Annotated in this window: 15 protein-coding genes and 4 tRNA genes; 15 read left to right on the top strand and 4 right to left on the bottom strand. The window is 44.7% G+C overall.

The annotated features are described in order from the left end of the window. Positions 1-388 precede the first annotated feature (388 nt). Together NI465_RS11880 and NI465_RS11885 are read left to right on the top strand one after the other, a co-directional pair. On the top strand, positions 389-898 hold the full coding sequence (locus tag NI465_RS11880; protein ID WP_195725609.1) for a DUF1543 domain-containing protein: 510 nt from the start codon (positions 389-391) through the stop codon (positions 896-898). A 137-nt stretch (positions 899-1,035) separates the two neighbouring features. Further along, positions 1,036-2,028: a DUF2804 domain-containing protein gene (locus tag NI465_RS11885; RefSeq protein WP_253145420.1), complete on the top strand. Its 993-nt coding sequence runs from the start codon at positions 1,036-1,038 to the stop codon at positions 2,026-2,028. Positions 2,029-2,082: 54 nt separating this feature from the next. On the opposite strand, the gene NI465_RS11890 is transcribed toward NI465_RS11885, so the two are convergent. After that, positions 2,083-2,961 (bottom strand): metal-dependent hydrolase, encoded by an 879-nt coding sequence (locus NI465_RS11890; RefSeq protein ID WP_004281665.1) that lies wholly within the window; start codon positions 2,959-2,961, stop codon positions 2,083-2,085. 142 nt (positions 2,962-3,103) lie between these two features. Here NI465_RS11890 and NI465_RS11895 point away from each other — a divergent pair, with 142 nt between their 5' ends. After that, the gene (locus NI465_RS11895) at positions 3,104-4,141 is read left to right on the top strand and encodes a helix-turn-helix transcriptional regulator (RefSeq protein WP_253145421.1); all 1,038 of its coding nucleotides are present in this window, start codon (positions 3,104-3,106) and stop codon (positions 4,139-4,141) included. A 49-nt stretch (positions 4,142-4,190) separates the two neighbouring features. Here the strand turns inward: NI465_RS11895 and NI465_RS11900 are convergent, their stop codons facing one another. Then, on the bottom strand, positions 4,191-5,525 hold the full coding sequence (locus NI465_RS11900) for a Na+/H+ antiporter NhaC family protein (RefSeq protein WP_253145423.1): 1,335 nt from the start codon (positions 5,523-5,525) through the stop codon (positions 4,191-4,193). 365 nt (positions 5,526-5,890) lie between these two features. On the opposite strand from NI465_RS11900, the gene trpA reads away from it, so the two are divergent. The 4 genes from trpA to NI465_RS11920 are packed head-to-tail and all read left to right on the top strand — an operon-like array spanning position 5,891 to position 9,889. Next, the gene (gene trpA, locus NI465_RS11905; protein WP_004645173.1) at positions 5,891-6,694 is read left to right on the top strand and encodes a tryptophan synthase subunit alpha; all 804 of its coding nucleotides are present in this window, start codon (positions 5,891-5,893) and stop codon (positions 6,692-6,694) included. Continuing rightward, complete coding sequence (gene accD / locus NI465_RS11910; RefSeq protein ID WP_004645174.1) at positions 6,691-7,587, top strand: acetyl-CoA carboxylase, carboxyltransferase subunit beta; 897 nt, start codon at positions 6,691-6,693, stop codon at positions 7,585-7,587. Before trpA ends, accD begins: the two co-directional genes overlap by 4 nt. Then, positions 7,584-8,867, top strand: a complete 1,284-nt coding sequence (gene folC, locus NI465_RS11915) for a bifunctional tetrahydrofolate synthase/dihydrofolate synthase (RefSeq protein WP_195725613.1) — start codon at positions 7,584-7,586, stop codon at positions 8,865-8,867. Before accD ends, folC begins: the two co-directional genes overlap by 4 nt. Further along, positions 8,864-9,889, top strand: a complete 1,026-nt coding sequence (locus NI465_RS11920; RefSeq protein WP_253145425.1) for an SPOR domain-containing protein — start codon at positions 8,864-8,866, stop codon at positions 9,887-9,889. Before folC ends, NI465_RS11920 begins: the two co-directional genes overlap by 4 nt. Here the strand turns inward: NI465_RS11920 and NI465_RS11925 are convergent. Together NI465_RS11925 and NI465_RS11930 are read right to left on the bottom strand one after the other, a co-directional pair. Continuing rightward, positions 9,886-10,488: a dual specificity protein phosphatase family protein gene (locus NI465_RS11925; protein ID WP_044108484.1), complete on the bottom strand. Its 603-nt coding sequence runs from the start codon at positions 10,486-10,488 to the stop codon at positions 9,886-9,888. The two genes, NI465_RS11920 and NI465_RS11925, sit on opposite strands and share 4 nt — an antisense overlap. 239 nt (positions 10,489-10,727) lie before the next feature. Continuing rightward, positions 10,728-11,369: a peroxiredoxin gene (locus tag NI465_RS11930; protein WP_184413433.1), complete on the bottom strand. Its 642-nt coding sequence runs from the start codon at positions 11,367-11,369 to the stop codon at positions 10,728-10,730. 332 nt (positions 11,370-11,701) lie between these two features. Here NI465_RS11930 and secA point away from each other — a divergent pair, with 332 nt between their 5' ends. The 8 genes from secA to NI465_RS11970 all read left to right on the top strand — a co-directional run bounded on the left by secA (position 11,702) and on the right by NI465_RS11970 (position 18,062). Next, positions 11,702-14,428 (top strand): preprotein translocase subunit SecA, encoded by a 2,727-nt coding sequence (secA, locus tag NI465_RS11935; protein ID WP_180087604.1) that lies wholly within the window; start codon positions 11,702-11,704, stop codon positions 14,426-14,428. 137 nt (positions 14,429-14,565) lie between these two features. Then, positions 14,566-14,919 carry a hypothetical protein gene (locus tag NI465_RS11940; RefSeq protein ID WP_180087603.1) on the top strand — a complete coding sequence of 118 codons (354 nt, stop codon included), beginning with the start codon at positions 14,566-14,568 and terminating at the stop codon, positions 14,917-14,919. Between the two features lie 159 nt (positions 14,920-15,078). Then, on the top strand, positions 15,079-16,299 hold the full coding sequence (gene argJ / locus NI465_RS11945; protein ID WP_004281676.1) for a bifunctional glutamate N-acetyltransferase/amino-acid acetyltransferase ArgJ: 1,221 nt from the start codon (positions 15,079-15,081) through the stop codon (positions 16,297-16,299). A 153-nt stretch (positions 16,300-16,452) separates the two neighbouring features. Further along, positions 16,453-17,520 carry a quinolinate synthase NadA gene (gene nadA / locus NI465_RS11950; protein WP_044108476.1) on the top strand — a complete coding sequence of 356 codons (1,068 nt, stop codon included), beginning with the start codon at positions 16,453-16,455 and terminating at the stop codon, positions 17,518-17,520. Between the two features lie 151 nt (positions 17,521-17,671). Further along, positions 17,672-17,748: transfer RNA gene (locus NI465_RS11955), tRNA-Pro, on the top strand. Between the two features lie 34 nt (positions 17,749-17,782). Further along, positions 17,783-17,859: transfer RNA gene (locus tag NI465_RS11960), tRNA-Arg, on the top strand. Between the two features lie 33 nt (positions 17,860-17,892). Beyond that, positions 17,893-17,968, top strand: a tRNA-His gene (locus NI465_RS11965). Between the two features lie 17 nt (positions 17,969-17,985). Then, positions 17,986-18,062 (top strand) — tRNA-Pro (locus NI465_RS11970). The last annotated feature ends 812 nt before the right edge of the window (positions 18,063-18,874 follow it).

The raw sequence follows: 18,874 nt of genomic DNA on the forward strand, positions 1-18,874 counted from the left end.
TCTTTCAGCGCATTTCAGTCAACGAAATATGCCTTTAGATTGAAATTTGGGCGAAAATTTGTACAGATTTGTGCGGTTTAGTCGTGTTTGTATTTTGTACAAAAAAATAATCCTCTATCGCTGTAAATCCTGATGAAAATGATCGGAAATGATTCGCTAGCCAATTGTATTCACTGAAAATGGTTTTTTGAGTCCGACATAGACTTAAACTGATCCTCGAGATGTATATCGGTACCGAATGACTTCATGCTGTTTTGCGCAAATTCAGTCAGGCTGATGATGCAAATTTGTCCTTGGCAGATGGCTACATCATCATGGAATAGCTTTGCGCTATACTGGCAAGCATTAATGAAATGATCTTAAAGATTGACACTAACAAGGAAATGTAATGCCCAGCCTGTTTATTGTAATGCTCGGTGGTCGTCATGCCCGTGCCAATACAGAAGTTCATGATGTGGTTTTGGCTGTGGGGGGGAGTCTGGAAGATACCTATCCGCAATTAAAAAATGCCTGGTTTGCGGAACAGAAAGGCTTGCATATTGATGCCTGGGCGCAAATCAACGGGCTAGAGTTCGAGGGCAAGTCCTATGTGCTGCAATTTACTGATGCACAGCCACAGCAATCCGATGAAAAACTTTGGCTGATTAATCTGGGTGGTTATGATCCACGTGAGTTTGGTGAGTTACATCGTTATGTGTTGGTGGTTGCGCAGAATGCTATGGTCGCTAAACAGCGCGGTAAAGCTTACTTCGCCCGGCACTGGCAAAAACAGCATACCGACCGCGTGCTGGATGTAGATGACTGTATTGCCATCGATCAGGTTTATGGCCACTACGTACAACTGCTAGAGGGTAGTTTTAGCGGCAATCGCTGGGAAAATACTTATCTCACGATTTAAAGCAGTTTGCGATTGAATTAAACCTGTGCCCGGCTTGATGATTCGATAAGCGGTTTAAAAAACCTCTTTATCAAAATTTAATAATTGGCATAATACTGCCAAGGAAAAACAGTTTTGACTGAGATGGAATGTCTTAAATGGATTTAATTCAGGCAAATGGACAACCGCGTTATGGACGTTTTAAGGAGCTTCCAAAAAGTATTGACTATCAGGCATATCAATACAAAAATCCTTATGGTCATGTGCTGTCAGGCTGGCGCAAGCATCTAAAATATAAAAAATTCAAATTCTGTAGTATTCAGCATGAGCATTATACGATTGGACTGGCAATTGCCGATATTGCATGGGCAGGGCATGGTTTTGTCTATGTCTATAACCATATGCGCAATGAAGTGTTGGAATGGAATGCGATTAATTTCCTGTCACGCAACACTGTGCTGGATGAACAGCCACTGTTTAATCATAGTTATTTCCATAATTCACCTTTTCAGATCGATATCCAGCATGCCAACGGCGTGCGTTATATCAATGTCAGCAAATATGGCGAGATTAAACTTAGTGCCCGGATTTTCTGTGCAGGTACCGATCCACTGAGTATGTGCAGTCCAACTGGCATCAACGGCTGGACCTATACTCAGAAATTAACTACTTTGGGCTGTGAAGGTTTTTTTATTAACAAGCAGGGTGAAACCATCCAGTTTAATGAACGCAGCTTTGCTTCTCTAGATGATACCTGTGGCTTTTTACGCCCGGAAACCGCCTGGTTCTGGTTGTCCTGTAATTTCTGGGATGTGAACCAGAACCGGATCGGGCTTAATCTGGCTTCGGGCGTGAATGAAAGTTTTGGCAACGAGAACTGTCTATGGGTCAATGGAAAAATTTATCCACTGGCCGATGTGCTGTTTCAACAGGAATCGGAAAACCAATGGACGATTCAGTCGCTGGATGAAAAACTGAATCTGATAGTGAGTACAGGCTGGCGCCGTTATGAAAATCTGAACCTGCGTCTGGTCGGGAGCCAGTTTAGTCAGTGGCAAGCCAAGGTTTCCGGAACGATTCAGCAAGATGATCAGGAAATTATTTTACTGAATGAATATGCCTTGCTTGAACAGCATTATGCCAAGTGGTAAATCATCTTGGGTCATTTAAAAGCCTTCAATTTTGAAGGCTCTTTTGATTTGAGCTTAATCTTTGGCGGCCTGCCAGAAGGCTTCACCGGCCTGAATTGGATCATTGGTTTCGGCTAAAGTCTTTACCCAGACATCGTATTGCGCAATCACAGGATGCTGGCTGGGATGGAAGTCTTTTTTAAACCAGTCCCGATATTGTGGGCCCATACGGGTCAAGGTGCCGTTACGGCCAAACAACCAAGGCAGTCCTTTCAGGTTCATTTGCAAACGCTCCAAGACACTGAAGCCATCATGTTTCAGCATGACATTGGCGCGATAGACGGTATAACTAAACATCAAAAATGTCGTGCTGAGCAGGGTCATTTTGCGCATCCATTCAGGTGTTTTCGCGACATCTTTCATCACGTCAAAAGCCACATCACGATGCTCCATTTCTTCAATCGCATGCCAGGCAAACATGGCACGTATATGAGGATGCCCGTCTTTTAAGGTGGATTTCTGACCGTAAAAAGTTTCAGCCATCAGCGCGGTCAAGTGTTCTGCCGCTGCCGTCGTGGCAATATTGAACTGTGCTGAACGATGTTTGAGGTCATAAGCGAACATATTATTCAAACGTTCGATAAAATCATCGACGGGCATGCCTTGTTCACGCATCAGCTGGTTCATTTTTTCATGGGCAATGCCATGCTGTGCTTCCTGACGAATAAAATCTGCCACACGTTGTTGCAGTTCCAGGTCTGTGATCTGATCGCGGAACAGGCGCACACTTTGAATAAAATAACGCTCGCCATCTGGAAAGGTCAGGCTCAAGGCATCGAACATGCGGGTCAGAAAGGGATCGCCGCCAAACCAGTAGCGCGGAATTTCATCCAGTTTAAAATCAAGCTGGGTCCGGACCACGGGCTTTATTGAAGATTTTAATACTGCATTCATCTTAGAAGTTCTTTTTTGTGACGATGCTGACAGTATGTCGGGGAATGCCGTAATTGTTTTGACAGTGCTTGCCAATTTTTATACATTTTATGCCAAATGAAAATAAAACTGCTTAGACTAAAGCAGGCAGCGGGAAGCGCGCATGCAAGAAATTAAAATATCCAATGGTTATATTCAGCTTTGGGCGACTTATCTGCGCAGTCTGCAAATTGAGCCTTTGGAAGCTGACTTTCTGCAAGATGTACATGAAGCGCTTGTCCCCCTGATTGATCAGCCTTTTGCCACGCAAGTGCCGCTGGAATTATTAAATCAGCTTCTGTTAAGAACCCGGCAACATTTAAACTGTCCACAACTAATTTTCGAGATTGTGCAGGTTATTCGTCCAGAACATTTTGGCGTGCTCGGCTATATGGCTTCGCGAAGCAACAGCGTTGCGGAAATGATCCGGCATATCATTCGCTTTCAACGACTGGTGATTGATGGCAGTGAGTTTGTACCTTTGCAATTGAAGCAGCGTGAACACAGTCTTGAATTATTTTGGGCCTATCTGGATGAAAAATATAATCTGCTCAATGAACTGACCATGGCCGCGATGGTACAGTTGGGACGTGTCATTTTACAGGATCATCAACTGTTAGTCCGTTGTGTACGCTTTGCCCATGCGCCCGATAGGGGACAAATGCATTATCAAAAGTTTTTCGCCAGCGAGGTGAGATTTTCCCAAGCCTACTATGGCATAGAACTGGATCTACAAGGACTGGCACATCGGTCTGAGCAGGCAGATCCGATGCTGTTGCAGTTGCTGGTGCATCAGGCAGAACAGGCGATTGCCGCCAAGCCGCCCCTTGAGAATCATTTGGAACAGGCGCAGCAAATGATTGCTGAACAGCTGCGAACCCAGCATCAGGCGATTAAAGTTGAACAACTTGCTCAGCAGTTATTGATGTCGACACGGAGTTTGCAACGCTTATTTAGTACCCATGGCACTTCATTTAAAAAACTGCTGGAACAGCAGCGGATCAAACGTTGCGAGCTGTTGTTGCAGAAGGGATTAGGTCTGACCGAAATCGCCGAGCAGCTGGATTATTCTGACCAGTCGGCATTGGCACGGGCCTACAAGGCAGCCACCGGACAGACATTATTAGAGCGCAGAAAGCAGTTACACAAACAGCGCAGCTAAAAAAAGCGACCCGTATCGGTCGCTTTTTTATTTGAAGAAAATGGTGAGGTTAAGCGTTGGCTTTGATTTGAGGGAATCTAAACGCAATCGCCGCAATCGCAAAAATGGCCAGAATCCAGCAATAGTACACACCACCAATCAGTTCAACCGGTGAGATTTTTGCAATGGAACAGGCCAGTAGTAACTGTGCGCCATAGGGAATCAACCCTTGTACCACACAGGAGAAAATATCCATCAGTGCCGCAGAACGCTTAGGATCTACGCCGTATTCTTTGGCAACTTCACGTGCCATATCACCAGACAGAATAATCGCCACGGTATTATTGGCCACAAAGATATTCGAAAACACCACCAAAAAACTAATCCCGATTTCGCCAGCACGTTGCTTCCCAACTTTAAACAGACGGGTCAGGCTATAAATACGCTCGATCAGCCAGCGTAAACCGCCTTCACGCTGCATGATCGCCGACAGGCCACCCAGAAACATCGACAATAACGCCACTTCAAACATGCCGACAAAGCCATCGTAAATTGAAGTATTCAGTTTGAGCAGATCGAATTCAGCTGTGGCAAATAGGCCAAACAAGCCGGAAAGTAGTACGCCAATGGTCAGTACAGCCAGAACGTGTAAACGGCTAAAGGCCAAAATAAATACGGCGATATAAGGTAAGACCAGAAGCCAGTTAAAATCCTTGTATTCCAATGTGTTGCTACTGCCGGTACTTAACACGTAAATTAAAATAGTGATGATTGAGGCTGGAACTGCAATCCAGATATTGACTCTGAACTTGTCACGCAGTTGTACGCGTTGGCTGGTGGTCGCCGCAATGGTGGTGTCTGAAATCATGGACAGGTTATCACCGAACATGGCACCACCGACGACCGCACCAATCGCATAGACCACCGGAATCTCGGTCACTTGTGCAAAGCCAAAAGCAATCGGTGCACAGGCGGCAATGGTGCCCATCGAGGTACCCATCGCCGTGGCAATAAAGGCCGAGATCACAAACAGCATCGGCAGAATAAATGTGGGTGGAATCACCGACAAGCCCATCTGCACAGTGGCATCCACACTGCCAATGGCACTACTGACGCTGGCAAAGGCACCGGCCAGCATAAACACCATAAACATCAGGATTAAGTTCGGATGACTGGCACCTCTGATGAATTCCTCAATGCCCTGGTTGAGTTTGCCGCGATACACTAATGCAGCCAAGATAATCGCAGGCAGGGCAGCCACAGGTGCTTTCACCTGATAGAACGCGAACTCGGTTCCGATCAGGGAATGATAGATCCCGCTACCCAAAAATATGGTTAAAAATACAATAAGCGGCAGCAGTGCAATGGCGCGTGCCTGCACTGTAGCCTCAGAATCAGTCTGCATAGGAGATAAAAAAGTAAGAGAATAGGACTAGTATAAAGCAGGTTTTGCTATTTCAGAAAACTTTAAATGAATGCGCTAACATCTGCATTTTTATTAATTTTTATATGATAAAAATAAGTTTATCTAAATATTCAGGATTTTAGGTAATAGCAAAATTAGGCATCTTTGATCATTGTGAAAAAAATCAAAATAATCGTAAATAGACCCTTCCGAATTGTTTTGAAATCTTCGCACAGGAAATGAAGTACTCGAGGTCGGTATCGCAGACTGTTCATTGGACAAAAAATAGCGTTACAATGCGATGTCTTGTATTTCTACATAGTCAATGCCTCAAGTTTGAAACACGTTAAGGAAAATACCACCCTATGTCACGTTTAGCCACACGATTTGGACAACTTAAATCTCAACAGCGTAAAGCTTTAGTTTCTTATGTCATGGCGGGTGATCCGCATCCAGAAGTCACAGTGCCTTTGCTGCATGAGATGGTGGAAGCGGGTGTCGACGTGATTGAGCTGGGACTTCCTTTCTCAGACCCGATGGCAGATGGGCCAGTGATTGCGCTAGCTGCTGAACGTGCTTTGGCAGGTGGAACCAATACACTGGATGCACTGCATATGGTGAAAGAATTTCGCTTGAAAGACCGCGAAACACCAGTGGTACTGATGGGTTATCTGAATCCGGTTGAAGTGATTGGCTATGAAAAGTTTGTGGCTTATGCCTATGAATGTGGAGTAGATGGTGTACTGCTGGTGGACTTGCCACCAGAAGAAGCACAAGGTCTGGGTGAAGTACTGGAAAAATATGATATGGATCAGATTTTCCTGCTTGCACCAACTTCAACCGATGCACGTATTCAACACGTAGCGAAACAGGCCAGCGGCTTTATTTACTATGTGTCACTGAAGGGCGTGACCGGTGCAGCAACTTTAGATGTCTCTGAAGCCGCTGCACGCATTCAAAAGATTAAAGCTGTGACTGATGTTCCTGTAGGCGTAGGTTTCGGTATCAGTGATGCTGCATCTGCGAAAGCGATGGGTGTTGCTGCCGATGCAGTTATTGTGGGTAGTGCGTTTGTAAAGCAGTTTGCAACGCTCGCACCAGAACAAGCCGTTATTGCGACGGTGAATAAAGTCAAGGAGCTTCGAGCAGCGCTCGATGAGTTAGTATGAGTCAACAAGTGAAATCAGGCAAAATTCTGAGCCCATCGACCCCATGGACGGAGCGTACTGTTCCGGGCATTCAGGTACCCGATGAGCAAACGGCATATAAAGCGACATTTACCGAGCCCACGATTGAGTGCCCTGAATGTCATGCATTGGTGACCCGTACTGCCATGTCATTCAATGCCTATGTCTGTCCGCAATGTGATGAGCATTTGCGTATGAAAGCCCGTGAGCGTTTGAACTGGTTCTTTGATCAGGTACAAACAGAATTGGGTCAGGAATTTATAGCCAAAGATCCGCTGAAATTTGTCGATAGTAAAGCCTATCCAGACCGTATGGCGGAAGCACAAAAGAAAACTGGTGAAACCGAAGCATTGGTAGTAATTCAAGGTTTGCTGAAAGGCGTACCGATGATTGCCTGTGCGTTTGAGTTCGACTTCATGGGCGGTTCTATGGGCACAGTGGTCGGTGACCGCTTTGTTCAGGCTGCAGAACATGCGATTGAAGCTCGTCAACCTTTGATCTGTTTTGCTGCTTCGGGTGGTGCTCGTATGCAGGAAGGCATGTTGTCCCTGATGCAAATGGCGCGTACTTCGGCTGCGATCCAGCGTTTAAAAGAAGCAGGTCTGCCTTATGTAGTGGTATTGACTCATCCAGTGTACGGCGGTGTGACCGCATCATTGGCAATGCTGGGTGATGTACATATTGCTGAACCGAAAGCGATGATTGGCTTTGCCGGTAAACGTGTGATCGAACAGACTGTACGTGAAAAACTGGAAGAACCGTTCCAGCGCGCGGAATATTTGCTTGATCATGGGGTAATCGATCAGATTGTTCACCGTCATGCATTACGTGATACAGTTTATCGTATCGTTACGAAGTTGATGAATTTGCATTGAACACAGCACCCTTAGCAACAGATTCTTTAAATACATGGCTCGATTATTGGAGTCATGTTCACGTTACGGGTATTGATTTAGGTCTGGAACGGGTTATTCCTGTAGCTGAAAAGCTGGGCGTGACATCTCCAGAGGCCAAAGTGCTGACGGTGGCAGGAACCAATGGTAAGGGTTCGACCACCACCACGCTGGCCGCGATCCTGAATGCGCAAGGCTTCAAGGTCGGGCTATATCAATCCCCCCACGTGTACCGTTTCAATGAGCGTGTTAAATTGCGCGGCATTGAAGTGGAAGATCAGTTGCTGATTGATGCTTTTGTTCAGGTCGATCAGGCTCGTCGCGAATGCGGTTTGAGCCTGTCTTTCTTTGAAGCCACGACACTGGCTGCTTTTGTGATTTTTAAAGATCAATGCTGTGATGTCTGGGTGCTGGAAGTTGGCTTAGGCGGCCGTCTGGATGTGGTCAATGTGGTCAATCCGGATGTGGCGGTGATTACCAATATTGGTCTGGATCATACTGACTGGCTTGGTGACACCATCGAGAAAATTGCTTTTGAAAAGGCCGGAATTATTCGCCCGGATATTCCAGTCGTGTTTGGTGGACAGCAACAGATCCCGCAAGCCATTCTAAATAAAGCTCAAGAATGTAATGCATCTTTGTATGCAATCAACCGTGATTATTTCTATAAAGCCTTTGAAGATGGCCAAAGCTGGGCTTTTGCTTCATCGGGTACGACCTTAAAACTCCCAACAGGTTCGCTGGCACTGGATAATATTTCTACCGCCGTGGCCGCCATTCTGCTGAGCGGATTAAACGTCAGCCAGCAGGCAATTGCACAAGGCATTCAAACGGCAAAATTGCCGGGACGGTTTGAAATCCGTCAAATCCAGAATAAAACCGTGATTTTTGATGCAGGACACAACCCGCATGGGGTCGAATTTCTACTGAAACAATTACGAGATTATTTAAATTACAATCAAAAATATAATGAAGTCATTTGTGTATTTTCAATGCTGGCAGATAAAGATATAAATTCTGTCGTCAAGTTATTGAAAGACACGGTGCAATTGTGGAAAATTGCACCATTATCCGTTCCACGTGCGGCAGACGTCACAGTTTTGGCTGATGCTTTAAACGGTGAGGCGGTAGAACAATTTGACAATGTAAAATTAGCTTTTAAATCAGCACTGGATCAAACAGATAATAATCAGCTGATTTTGGTATGTGGATCATTTCATACCTTAGAAGCGGTATGGGAGTATTTGGAAGAATGTCAATGAATAACAAACAGCGCTGGATGGGCGGTGTTGTTTTACTCGGTGGTGGTGTTTTATTGGCAGCATTACTCCTGAAAGGCCAAGATGAAATCAATCAGGACCGTCAGCAAAATCCGGCACAGGCTGCGGAAGTTGAAAATAAAGAGACAGGCAATCATTCGCTCGGTTCTTTGACGGTCGATGTGGAAACAGAAAAGCGTTTACTTGAACAGCAACGTCGTGACCGGGAAAAATCGGTTGCAGAACAGGAGGCGCGTGCGGCCGAATTTTTAGCGATGCAACAGCAGGCTGAAGCAGATGCTGCGCGTAAAGCAGCTGAAGAATATGCTGCCCTGAATGCACACCGCCTGGGACAGCAAAGTTCCGATAATATTCCACCAGAACTGGTGGAAGATGAACAGGCCAAGCAGAAACGTCTGGCTGAAGAAAAAGCGGTGCAAGAAAAAAAGTTAGCCCAGCAGCAGCTGGTACAACAAAAAGCCAATAGTTCTACTGACGCAGCCAAGAAAGAAGCAGAGCGTAAAGCTGCTGAAAGTAAAGCCGCTGAAGAAAAACGCAAGTTAGAGCAACAGCAAAAAGCCGAAGCAGAACGTAAGGCGGCTGAAGCAAAACGTAAAACCGAGGAAGAGCGTAAAGCGGCTGAAAAGAAAGAAGCTGAACGTAAAGCTGCCGAGGAAAAACGTAAAGCTGAAGAAGCCAAGAAAAAGGCTACAGCCGAAGAAGCCAAGAAGAAAGCAGAAGCTGAGCAGGCGCGTAAGTTACTGGAAGGTGAAGAGGACAAGCAATGGATGGTGCAGGTGGCACTGGCAGCGAATGAAGCCAATGCGGATGCTGTAGCAGCCAAACTGCGTGCCAAAGGTTATAAGGTCACCAAAAGCTCAACTTCTAAAGGTGTACGCATCATGGTGGGGCCGTCCAAAGACCGTGAGACTGCAGATGCACTTCGTAAGAAAATTGCGTCTGATGCCAGCCTGAATATGAAATCAGCTTGGGTGAATGACTGGGTGCCGCTGGATAAGCGTTAATTCTTTGTATTAACCAAAGTTTCTGTAAATGGATTCGTGAGTTGCTCGCGAATCCATTTTACATTTTCAGGGGTGAATAGATTGTCAATATTGCGCCAAATGGCATGAAAGCCATAACCGCCATGTTTCATTTCCTGTAGTGCCTGCTCAATCGGCCAATGTTCAAAAATAATCCGGTACATGGCGACACTGGCACCGGTTCGGTCTGAGCCGTGATAACAATGCAGGAGCACCTTTTGATGATTTTGTTGTGCTTGCTGAATCAGTAGCATAATTTTCAATAAATCTTCCCGATCAATTGCCCAGGTATGTATGGGTACATGATGCAGCTGAAATTTTTCATTGCTCAAAAGAAAGCTGTCTTTATCCCGTGAACGTAAATTAATAACCACATCGATCTTATGCTGTTTTAATAAAGGAATGAGTTCAGTTGAAGGCTGCTCACTACGATAGACAAAATTGCTGATTTGATGAAAATTATGATCCTGATGAATGGGCTGTCCCCAATGTTGAGGACGTTGAGGTTCAGGTAGGGCGGGCGTAGTCATGCAACCTGTCAGGAGGCAGCTCATCAGGATTAGAAATATGCAGATTTCCATACAGAGCATAGATGTTGTTTTTGTTATTTCAAGTTTAAAGTGGATATGGGATTTTGAATATAAAAAAGCCTATCCGAAGACAGGCTGTATCAACAAATCGAATCCGTGGCACGTCAATGTCGTATTCTATAAAACATAAAATCTGGAAAATAGAGTTTCTCTTATTCTTTACTACGAGCTCCATCTTATCCTGTGCTACGCGCTTCGCTTGTCTTGCGCAAAATTAAAAAGGAGTCCTTTTAATTTTGCTCAGGATGTGGCGTTAAGCGCAGGTAAGGTTTAACCGCGGTATAACCTTTTGGAAAACGTTGCTTGATTTCTTCCTCGTCTTTCAGTGAAGGAACAATCACCACATCATCGCCATGTTGCCAGTTCGCAGGCGTTGCCACTTTATGGCTATCGGTGAGTTGCAGTGAATCCACCACACGCAAGATTTCATGGAAATTACGACCCGTCGATGCAGGATAAGTAATAATCAAACGGACTTTTTTGTTGGGATCAATGATCACTAAAGAACGAACTGTTAGCGTTTCGCTGGCATTCGGATGAATAAAGTCATACAGCTCAGAAACTTTGCGATCCTGATCGGCAATGATCGGGAAATTCACCGTAGTGTTCTGAGTTTCATTGATGTCTTTAATCCAGCCATGATGTGACTCCACATTATCGACCGACAAGGCAATCGCTTTAACACCACGTTTTGCAAACTCATCTTTAAGTTTTGCGGTATAGCCAAGTTCAGTCGTACATACCGGTGTATAGTCGGCAGGGTGTGAAAATAAAATGCCCCAGCTATCGCCCAGAAAGTCATAAAAATTAATTAGGCCTTCACTGGATTGCTGTTCAAAATTCGGTGCGGTATCGCCTAAACGTAAACTCATCTTTTTAGCCTCAATTGGTCTTTTAATGTCGAGATACGATTTAATATGAACCAATTTTTTTATGATTAAAAATAGTGTTTTTTGCTTTCTTTATGAGTAAATTGCATAAGTGAGATATCCATCTATCCAGAAGCGCAAAAATCAGTCACTTAATTGACTATGTTGCACAGGGAAAATTTGCTACATTACTTTGCCTTAGATCTTAGGGCTAGAACTAAGGATCAGATTTTTTTAGCGGTTTTACAGCAAAACCCTTGTAGTTCAAATTTCTAGCACCATAATAACGACTAAGAACATATTCATTTGACAAGCAAGATTTAGAGAGTCTATTCATGTTGGCAAGTCTGATCGGAGGAATCTTCGGTACCAAAAATGAGCGCGAACTCAAACGCATGCGTAAAATCGTAGACAAGATTAATGTGCTCGAGCCGACGATATCTACCCTTAGCGATGCAGACTTATCTGCAAAAACTGAAGAATTCAAACAACGATATAATAAGGGTGAAACCCTCGATAAATTACTGCCTGAAGCATTTGCAGTCTGTCGTGAAGCGGCGAAGCGGGTGATGGGCATGCGTCATTATGACGTGCAGCTGATCGGTGGTATTACCTTGCACGAAGGCAAAATCGCAGAAATGCGTACCGGTGAAGGTAAAACCCTGATGGGTACTTTGGCCTGTTATCTGAATGCCATCAGTGGTCAGGGCGTGCATGTCATTACCGTGAACGATTACCTGGCGCAACGTGATGCCGAGTTAAACCGTCCATTATTCGAGTTTTTGGGTCTAAGCATCGGCATTATTTATTCCATGCAAAATCCGATGGAAAAAGCGCAAGCTTATCGTGCCGACATTACTTACGGTACCAATAACGAATTTGGCTTTGATTACCTGCGTGACAATATGGTGTTCTCGCTGGCTGAGAAAAAGCAGCGTGGTTTGACCTATGCCATTATCGATGAGGTCGATTCGATCCTGATTGATGAAGCACGTACCCCGTTGATTATTTCTGGTCAAAGTGAAGATTCTTCACAGCTTTATGCAGCCATCAATAATATTCCACCAAAATTACAGGCACAGAAAGAAGAGAAAGTGCCGGATGGCGGTCACTTCTGGATTGATGAGAAACAGCGTTCGGTTGAAATTACTGAAGTGGGTTTTGAAACCATTGAAAGTGAACTGATTGAAATGGGCTTGCTGGCTGAAGGAGAGAGCTTGTATTCAGCATCGAACCTGAACCTGTTGCATCATGTCACTGCAGCGATCCGTGCGCATTATCTCTATCAGCGTAATGTCCAATACATCATCAACGATGGTGAAGTGATTATTGTCGATGAAAATACCGGTCGTACCATGCCGGGACGTCGCTGGTCTGAAGGTTTGCATCAAGCCGTAGAAGCCAAAGAGGGTCTGGAAATCCAGCCGGAAAACCAGACTCTGGCAACCACAACCTTCCAGAACTATTTCCGTCTGTATAAAAAATTATCCGGTATGACCGGTACTGCTGATACTGAAGCAGCGGAAATGAAAGAAATTTATGGTCTGGATGTGGTGCTGATTCCGACCCACCGTCCAATGATTCGTCAAGACCATAACGATTTAATTTATTTAAATCGTGAAGGGAAATATAACGCGATTATTCAAGAAATTCAGCGTGTGCATGAAGCTGGTGTCGCACCAATTTTGATTGGTACAGCCACCATTGAAGCTTCTGAGATTCTGTCGGATAAGCTAAAAGCGGCAGGGATCCAGCATGAAGTACTGAATGCCAAACAGCACGAACGTGAAGCCGATATTATTGCGCAGGCCGGTGCGCCGCGTGCAGTGACGATTGCCACCAACATGGCCGGTCGTGGTACCGATATCCTGTTGGGTGGTAACTGGAAGGCGTTGCTGGCTAAAATTGAAAACCCGACTCCTGAAGATGAAACGCGTCTGAAAGCAGAATGGGATGTTAATCACCAGGCTGTGCTGGATTCTGGCGGTTTGCATATTATCGGTTCTGAGCGTCATGAATCACGCCGTATCGATAACCAGCTGCGTGGTCGTGCTGGTCGTCAGGGTGACCCGGGTGTATCACGTTTCTACCTGTCACTTGAAGATGACTTGATGCGTATTTTCGCCGGTGATCGCGTAGTCGGCATGATGCGTGCTATGGGCTTGCAGGAAGATGAAGCGATTGAGCACAAAATGGTGTCTCGTTCGATTGAAAATGCGCAGCGTAAAGTGGAAGCACGTAACTTCGATATTCGTAAGAACTTGCTAAAATACGATGACGTCAATAACGAACAGCGTAAGATCATTTATAGTCAGCGTGACGACATTCTGGCAGAAAATTCACTGCAGGATTATATTGAAGAAATGATCCGTGAAGTGATGCAGGGTGTAATCGCCAACTATATTCCGCCTGAATCGATTCATGACCAGTGGGATATTGAAGGTCTGGAACTGGCGCTGCGTGAAGATCTTTCGATGGATCTTCCTATCGGACAATGGCTGGAACAGGACCGTCGTCTGGATGAAGAAGCTTTGGTGGTGCGCATTACCGATGAAGTACTGAACCGCTACCGTTCACGTCGTGAACAAATGGGTGAAGAATCTGCAGCTTCGCTTGAACGTCACTTTATGCTGAATTCTCTGGATCGTCATTGGAAAGAGCATCTGGCGGCTATGGATTATTTGCGTCAAGGTATTCATTTACGTGGTTATGCGCAAAAGAATCCAGAGCAGGAATATAAAAAAGAAGCTTATAACCTGTTTGTAAACATGCTCGGTACAATCAAGTCAGATGTCGTAACAGATCTGTCACGCATCCACGTACCGACCCCTGAAGAGCTGGCGGAAATGGAAGCACAGCAGCAGGCACAGGCTGAGGCAATGCGTTTGCAGTTATCTCATGAAGAGTTTGACGGCTTGCTGGCAGGTGAACATGAGGTGACGACCGAGCAAAATGCTCAGGCGAATCCTGTAGCACCAGTCTTTGAAGCACCGGCAAGTCGTAATGCGCCTTGTCCATGTGGTTCAGGTCTGAAATACAAACAGTGTCATGGCAAGATCTAAACGCTATTAAAAATCAGAGCCCCATGGCTCTGATTTTTTATATATGAAGATTTTTCAGAAATTGAATACTGTTTGCAGTCTTAGGAATTAAATGCTATTTAATGGCTCATTCAACACCTCAAAGTGGAATAACCTGAATGAAAAAAGTATTAAAACCGCTCATAATTGCCGCTTTGGCAACGCCTGCCTTAAGTTTTGCACAAACTGCAGCGACCACAACAATTGATAAAGTTCAGCAAGCGGTGGGTACGACTACTGCTCAAGTACAACGTACCGATGCACAAGTGACTGTGGCAAGCCCACGTACCGGCATCCGTTATACCTTTGCCAATCAGAATCGTCCGATTGTGTTGCAGACCGCTGCGATTGCAGCTGCTAATGCGGCAAATGCAGACCGTATTGTTGCTACTAATCCTGCACTTTCTAGTGCAAGTCAACAACAAGCGAAACAGGCTTTACTAAGCGAATCTGGACAACTTGCACAAAATTAAAAATATCTTAATTTTAAAAACGTAGAAACCAGTCTTGATGACTGGTTTTTTATTGTGAAAACCCATAACAAATCTCAGGCTGGCTCAGGCTTTGGCTCGATTTTTTGTTGCAGATCAACTAAGCTGTATTTTTCTAAAACTTCAATATTGGACTTTAAAATGGCAGTTGGTGACGTATCTATGCCACAGATGCATGTGGTGAAAGGGGTTAAAATTGGTTCGGCTGAAGCCTATGTGCGCTATCAGAACCGACGTGACCTGGTGATATTTGAACTGGCTGCAGGCTCCAATGTTGCTGGAGTGTTTACCCAGAATGCCTTTTGTGCAGCACCTGTGCATGTATCCAAAGCACATTTGCAAGCGGGAAATCCACGTTACCTGGTAATCAATACCGGCAATGCCAATGCAGGAACAGGTCCTACAGGCATGGCAAATGCAGAAGCCACCTGTGCCAAGTTAGCTGAACTTGCAGGCGTACAGGCTGCTGAAGTGTTGCCATTCTCGACTGGTGTGATTGGTGAGCAGCTTCCAATGGAGCGTTTGCTTACAGGTTTACAGCCTGCGCTGGATTCATTGCGTGATGATGCCTGGGGCGATGCAGCGACTGGAATCATGACCACAGATACTACTCCGAAAGGTGCGTCAGAACAGTTCGAGCTGGATGGTGTGACTTATACCATGACCGGTATTTCCAAAGGTGCGGGCATGATTCGCCCGAATATGGCGACCATGCTGGGCTATGTTGCGACGGATGCACCGATCAGCCGTGAACTGGTTCAACAGTTATTAACTGAAACAGTCAATGTATCGTTTAACCGTATTACAATTGATGGCGATACCTCAACTAATGACTCGTGTATTTTTATTGCCACAGGTCAGGCCGGTGGTGCTGAAATCACTTCGACTGAAGATCCACGTTATGCAGTGGTGCTAGACGTATTGACACGTACCATGAAACGCCTTGCGCAACTGATTGTACGTGATGGTGAAGGTGCGACTAAATTCATTACCGTGACTGTAGAAGGTGGTGGCAATACTCAAGAGTGCTGCGATATTGCCTATAGCATTGCGCATTCACCGCTGGTCAAAACCGCAATCTTTGCTTCTGACCCAAACTGGGGCCGTATTCTGGCAGCGATTGGTTATGCCGGTGTGCCAAATTTAGACGTTGCAAAAATTCAGGTTTGGTTAGATGATGTACAAATCTGCAAAGATGGTGGTGCGGCCGCAGACTATACTGAAGCAGCCGGTGCACGTGTGATGGCCCAGGCTGAAATGACGATTCGTGTTGATCTTGGACGAGGTCAGGCAAAAGATACGGTTTATACCTGTGACCTGTCGTATGACTACGTAAAAATCAATGCAGATTATCGCTCATAATTCAGATTGTTTCTAAAGCCTCCGTTGTGGGGCTTTTTTTATACTTAATGATTTTTAATGACTGGTCAAAAATAGCATTTCGCCAGAGATGACCGGGATGTAGGGTGAAAGGTTCATTGAATAGTGAACCATGAGGGTAGAGTAAGAGTTGTTATGAATGATGCGACCAAATTAATAGCCAATGAAGCTAAATCGATTGTGCAGGCGCATTTAGATCGTTTAGGTGTTCCACAAGAACATCAAATGAGCCAGCAGGAAAAATTGGACAAATTTGCACAGATCAAGGCAGAGCTGGAAAAACAGGATGCTGTTTTGGTGGCGCATTATTATTGTGATCCTGAAGTGCAAGAACTGGCTGAACTGACGGGGGGCTGTGTTTCCGATTCACTGGAAATGGCGCGTTTTGGTCGCGATCATCCAGCTTCAACGCTTGTGGTAGCTGGTGTGAAATTTATGGGCGAAACCTCTAAAATTCTTTCACCCAATAAAACCGTGCTGATGCCAACTTTGGAAGCGACCTGTTCACTGGACTTAGGTTGTCCTGTCGATGAGTTTACCGCTTTTTGCGATGCGCACCCGGATCATACTGTGGTGGTTTATGCCAACACGTCAGCGGCCGTGAAAGCCCGAGCCGATTGGGTCGTCACTTCAAGTTGTGCAGTGGAAATTATCGAACATCTGGACAGTCTGGGCGAAAAAATCATCTGGGCACCAGATCAGCATCTGGGTCGTTATATCCAGAAAAAAACCGGTGCAGAGATGTTGCTCTGGGATGGCGCCTGTATCGTGCATGAAGAATTCCGTTCACGCGGTATTGCCAATATGAAAGCGCTCTATCCAGATGCGGCAGTTCTGGTACATCCCGAATCACCGATGTCTGTGGTCGAGATTGCCGATGCGGTGGGTAGTACCTCACAATTAATTAAAGCAGCACAAACTTTGCCAAATCAGCGTTTAATCGTAGCTACTGATCGCGGTATTTTTTATAAAATGCAGCAGGCAGTGCCGGATAAAATTCTGATTGAAGCACCAACCGCAGGAGAGGGGGCAACTTGTCGTTCTTGTGCGCATTGTCCTTGGATGGCCATGAACGAGCTGGATGGTATCTTGCATGTGTTACAGCATAAAGATCAGGAAGTGCATGTCGATCCGGTACTTGCTGAACGAGCTAAACTGCCTCTAGATCGCATGCTGAACTTTAGTGCCGGACTAAAACGTTAAAATTTGTATAAAAAATGTCTGAAGCGATTGATAAATAAACGCTTGAAGCGTTTTTTCAGTTTTTTTTAAATATAGGTGTTGACGTCTCCGGGCGTCGCGCCTAGAATGCACACCGTACCGAACGATGTTCGATACGAAAGCTGAGATGAATCGGAGCATAGCACAGCCTGGTAGTGCACCTGGTTTGGGACCAGGGGGTCGTAGGTTCGAATCCTACTGCTCCGACCAATTCTTCAAGGCAAATGATGTTTGCATCAGTAACGCGCTTGTAGCTCAGTTGGATAGAGCATCCGCCTTCTAAGCGGATGGTCACAGGTTCGAATCCTGTCAGGCGCGCCATTTGGTCGCTTGATGTTAAGAATCAAAATGATGGTGGATGTAGCTCAGTTGGTAGAGCCCTGGATTGTGATTCCAGTTGTCGCGGGTTCGAATCCCGTCATTCACCCCAACTTTTAAAGTTGAAATCGGAGCATAGCACAGCCTGGTAGTGCACCTGGTTTGGGACCAGGGGGTCGTAGGTTCGAATCCTACTGCTCCGACCATCTCCTTCAAGATGGTCGAGATAAAAGATACCGCGTTAAGCGGTTTTTTTATGCCTGAAATTCAATGTGAATAAAAAAATATACAATTGTTATCGGTGGCTATCATGATGAATGCTCGAATCCCTATTAAATTATTTTTCATCTAATAAAACTGTGCATTGAAGATTGCTTTCTTCTCGCATTGCTTCACTCTTAATTTTAATCATTCAACAATTTAACCAGAGTTTATCTATAGAGTGATTATCTTGTTGAATGGAATTTTAATGGATGGATGAGGATTATATTTTTAAAATGGGTAAGGGATTCCATAGTAAATCTATTTTATTAACTCATCTGTTGTGTTTGATCTGAAATAAAGACAATAAAAAATTTTTAGATAGATATAGCAATTAAATTAACTAGAAATACCCATTGATAAGTAAATAAACTACTTTAAAACATCAATAATTGAATAAATTTTGAGTGAAAAATAGAAAAACCTGTATTTTTTGTAGAATAAATAAACAGTCGTGATATTTTTGCTGAATTATTTAAGAATAGGGGTTGTATTGGGTGGGGAATACTGTAGAATGCACATCCATCGGCGGTGATGAAGATTAAAACTTCTGATAAAACAGTAACTTAGTTGAATTTGATTGAGTTGGGTTTTATTTAATAAGTTTAAAAATAATCTGATTTACTGGTTGACTTTCTAGAGATAGAGAGTAATATAGCCGACCTGGCTTGCTGGTGACGAATTAGCAAGAAGATCATTAAGAGATTATGAAGAACAACTTGTGTGGATTTTTACTGGTTGATTGATCGAAATTATT

It is taken from the genome of Acinetobacter lwoffii (genome assembly GCF_024129855.1).
Lineage (GTDB): Bacteria > Pseudomonadota > Gammaproteobacteria > Pseudomonadales > Moraxellaceae > Acinetobacter > Acinetobacter lwoffii_L.

Coding starts and splice junctions, on each gene's coding strand:
- NI465_RS11885 (WP_253145420.1), top strand. CDS start 1,036: ATGGATTTAATTCAGGCAAATGGACAACCGCGTTATGGACGTTTTAAG.
- NI465_RS11895 (WP_253145421.1), top strand. CDS start 3,104: ATGCAAGAAATTAAAATATCCAATGGTTATATTCAGCTTTGGGCGACT.
- NI465_RS11920 (WP_253145425.1), top strand. CDS start 8,864: ATGAATAACAAACAGCGCTGGATGGGCGGTGTTGTTTTACTCGGTGGT.
- NI465_RS11940 (WP_180087603.1), top strand. CDS start 14,566: ATGAAAAAAGTATTAAAACCGCTCATAATTGCCGCTTTGGCAACGCCT.
- NI465_RS11930 (WP_184413433.1), bottom strand. CDS start 11,369: ATGAGTTTACGTTTAGGCGATACCGCACCGAATTTTGAACAGCAATCC.
- accD (WP_004645174.1), top strand. CDS start 6,691: ATGAGTCAACAAGTGAAATCAGGCAAAATTCTGAGCCCATCGACCCCA.
- argJ (WP_004281676.1), top strand. CDS start 15,079: ATGGCAGTTGGTGACGTATCTATGCCACAGATGCATGTGGTGAAAGGG.
- trpA (WP_004645173.1), top strand. CDS start 5,891: ATGTCACGTTTAGCCACACGATTTGGACAACTTAAATCTCAACAGCGT.
- nadA (WP_044108476.1), top strand. CDS start 16,453: ATGAATGATGCGACCAAATTAATAGCCAATGAAGCTAAATCGATTGTG.
- secA (WP_180087604.1), top strand. CDS start 11,702: ATGTTGGCAAGTCTGATCGGAGGAATCTTCGGTACCAAAAATGAGCGC.
- NI465_RS11900 (WP_253145423.1), bottom strand. CDS start 5,525: ATGCAGACTGATTCTGAGGCTACAGTGCAGGCACGCGCCATTGCACTG.
- NI465_RS11880 (WP_195725609.1), top strand. CDS start 389: ATGCCCAGCCTGTTTATTGTAATGCTCGGTGGTCGTCATGCCCGTGCC.
- NI465_RS11925 (WP_044108484.1), bottom strand. CDS start 10,488: ATGGAAATCTGCATATTTCTAATCCTGATGAGCTGCCTCCTGACAGGT.
- NI465_RS11890 (WP_004281665.1), bottom strand. CDS start 2,961: ATGAATGCAGTATTAAAATCTTCAATAAAGCCCGTGGTCCGGACCCAG.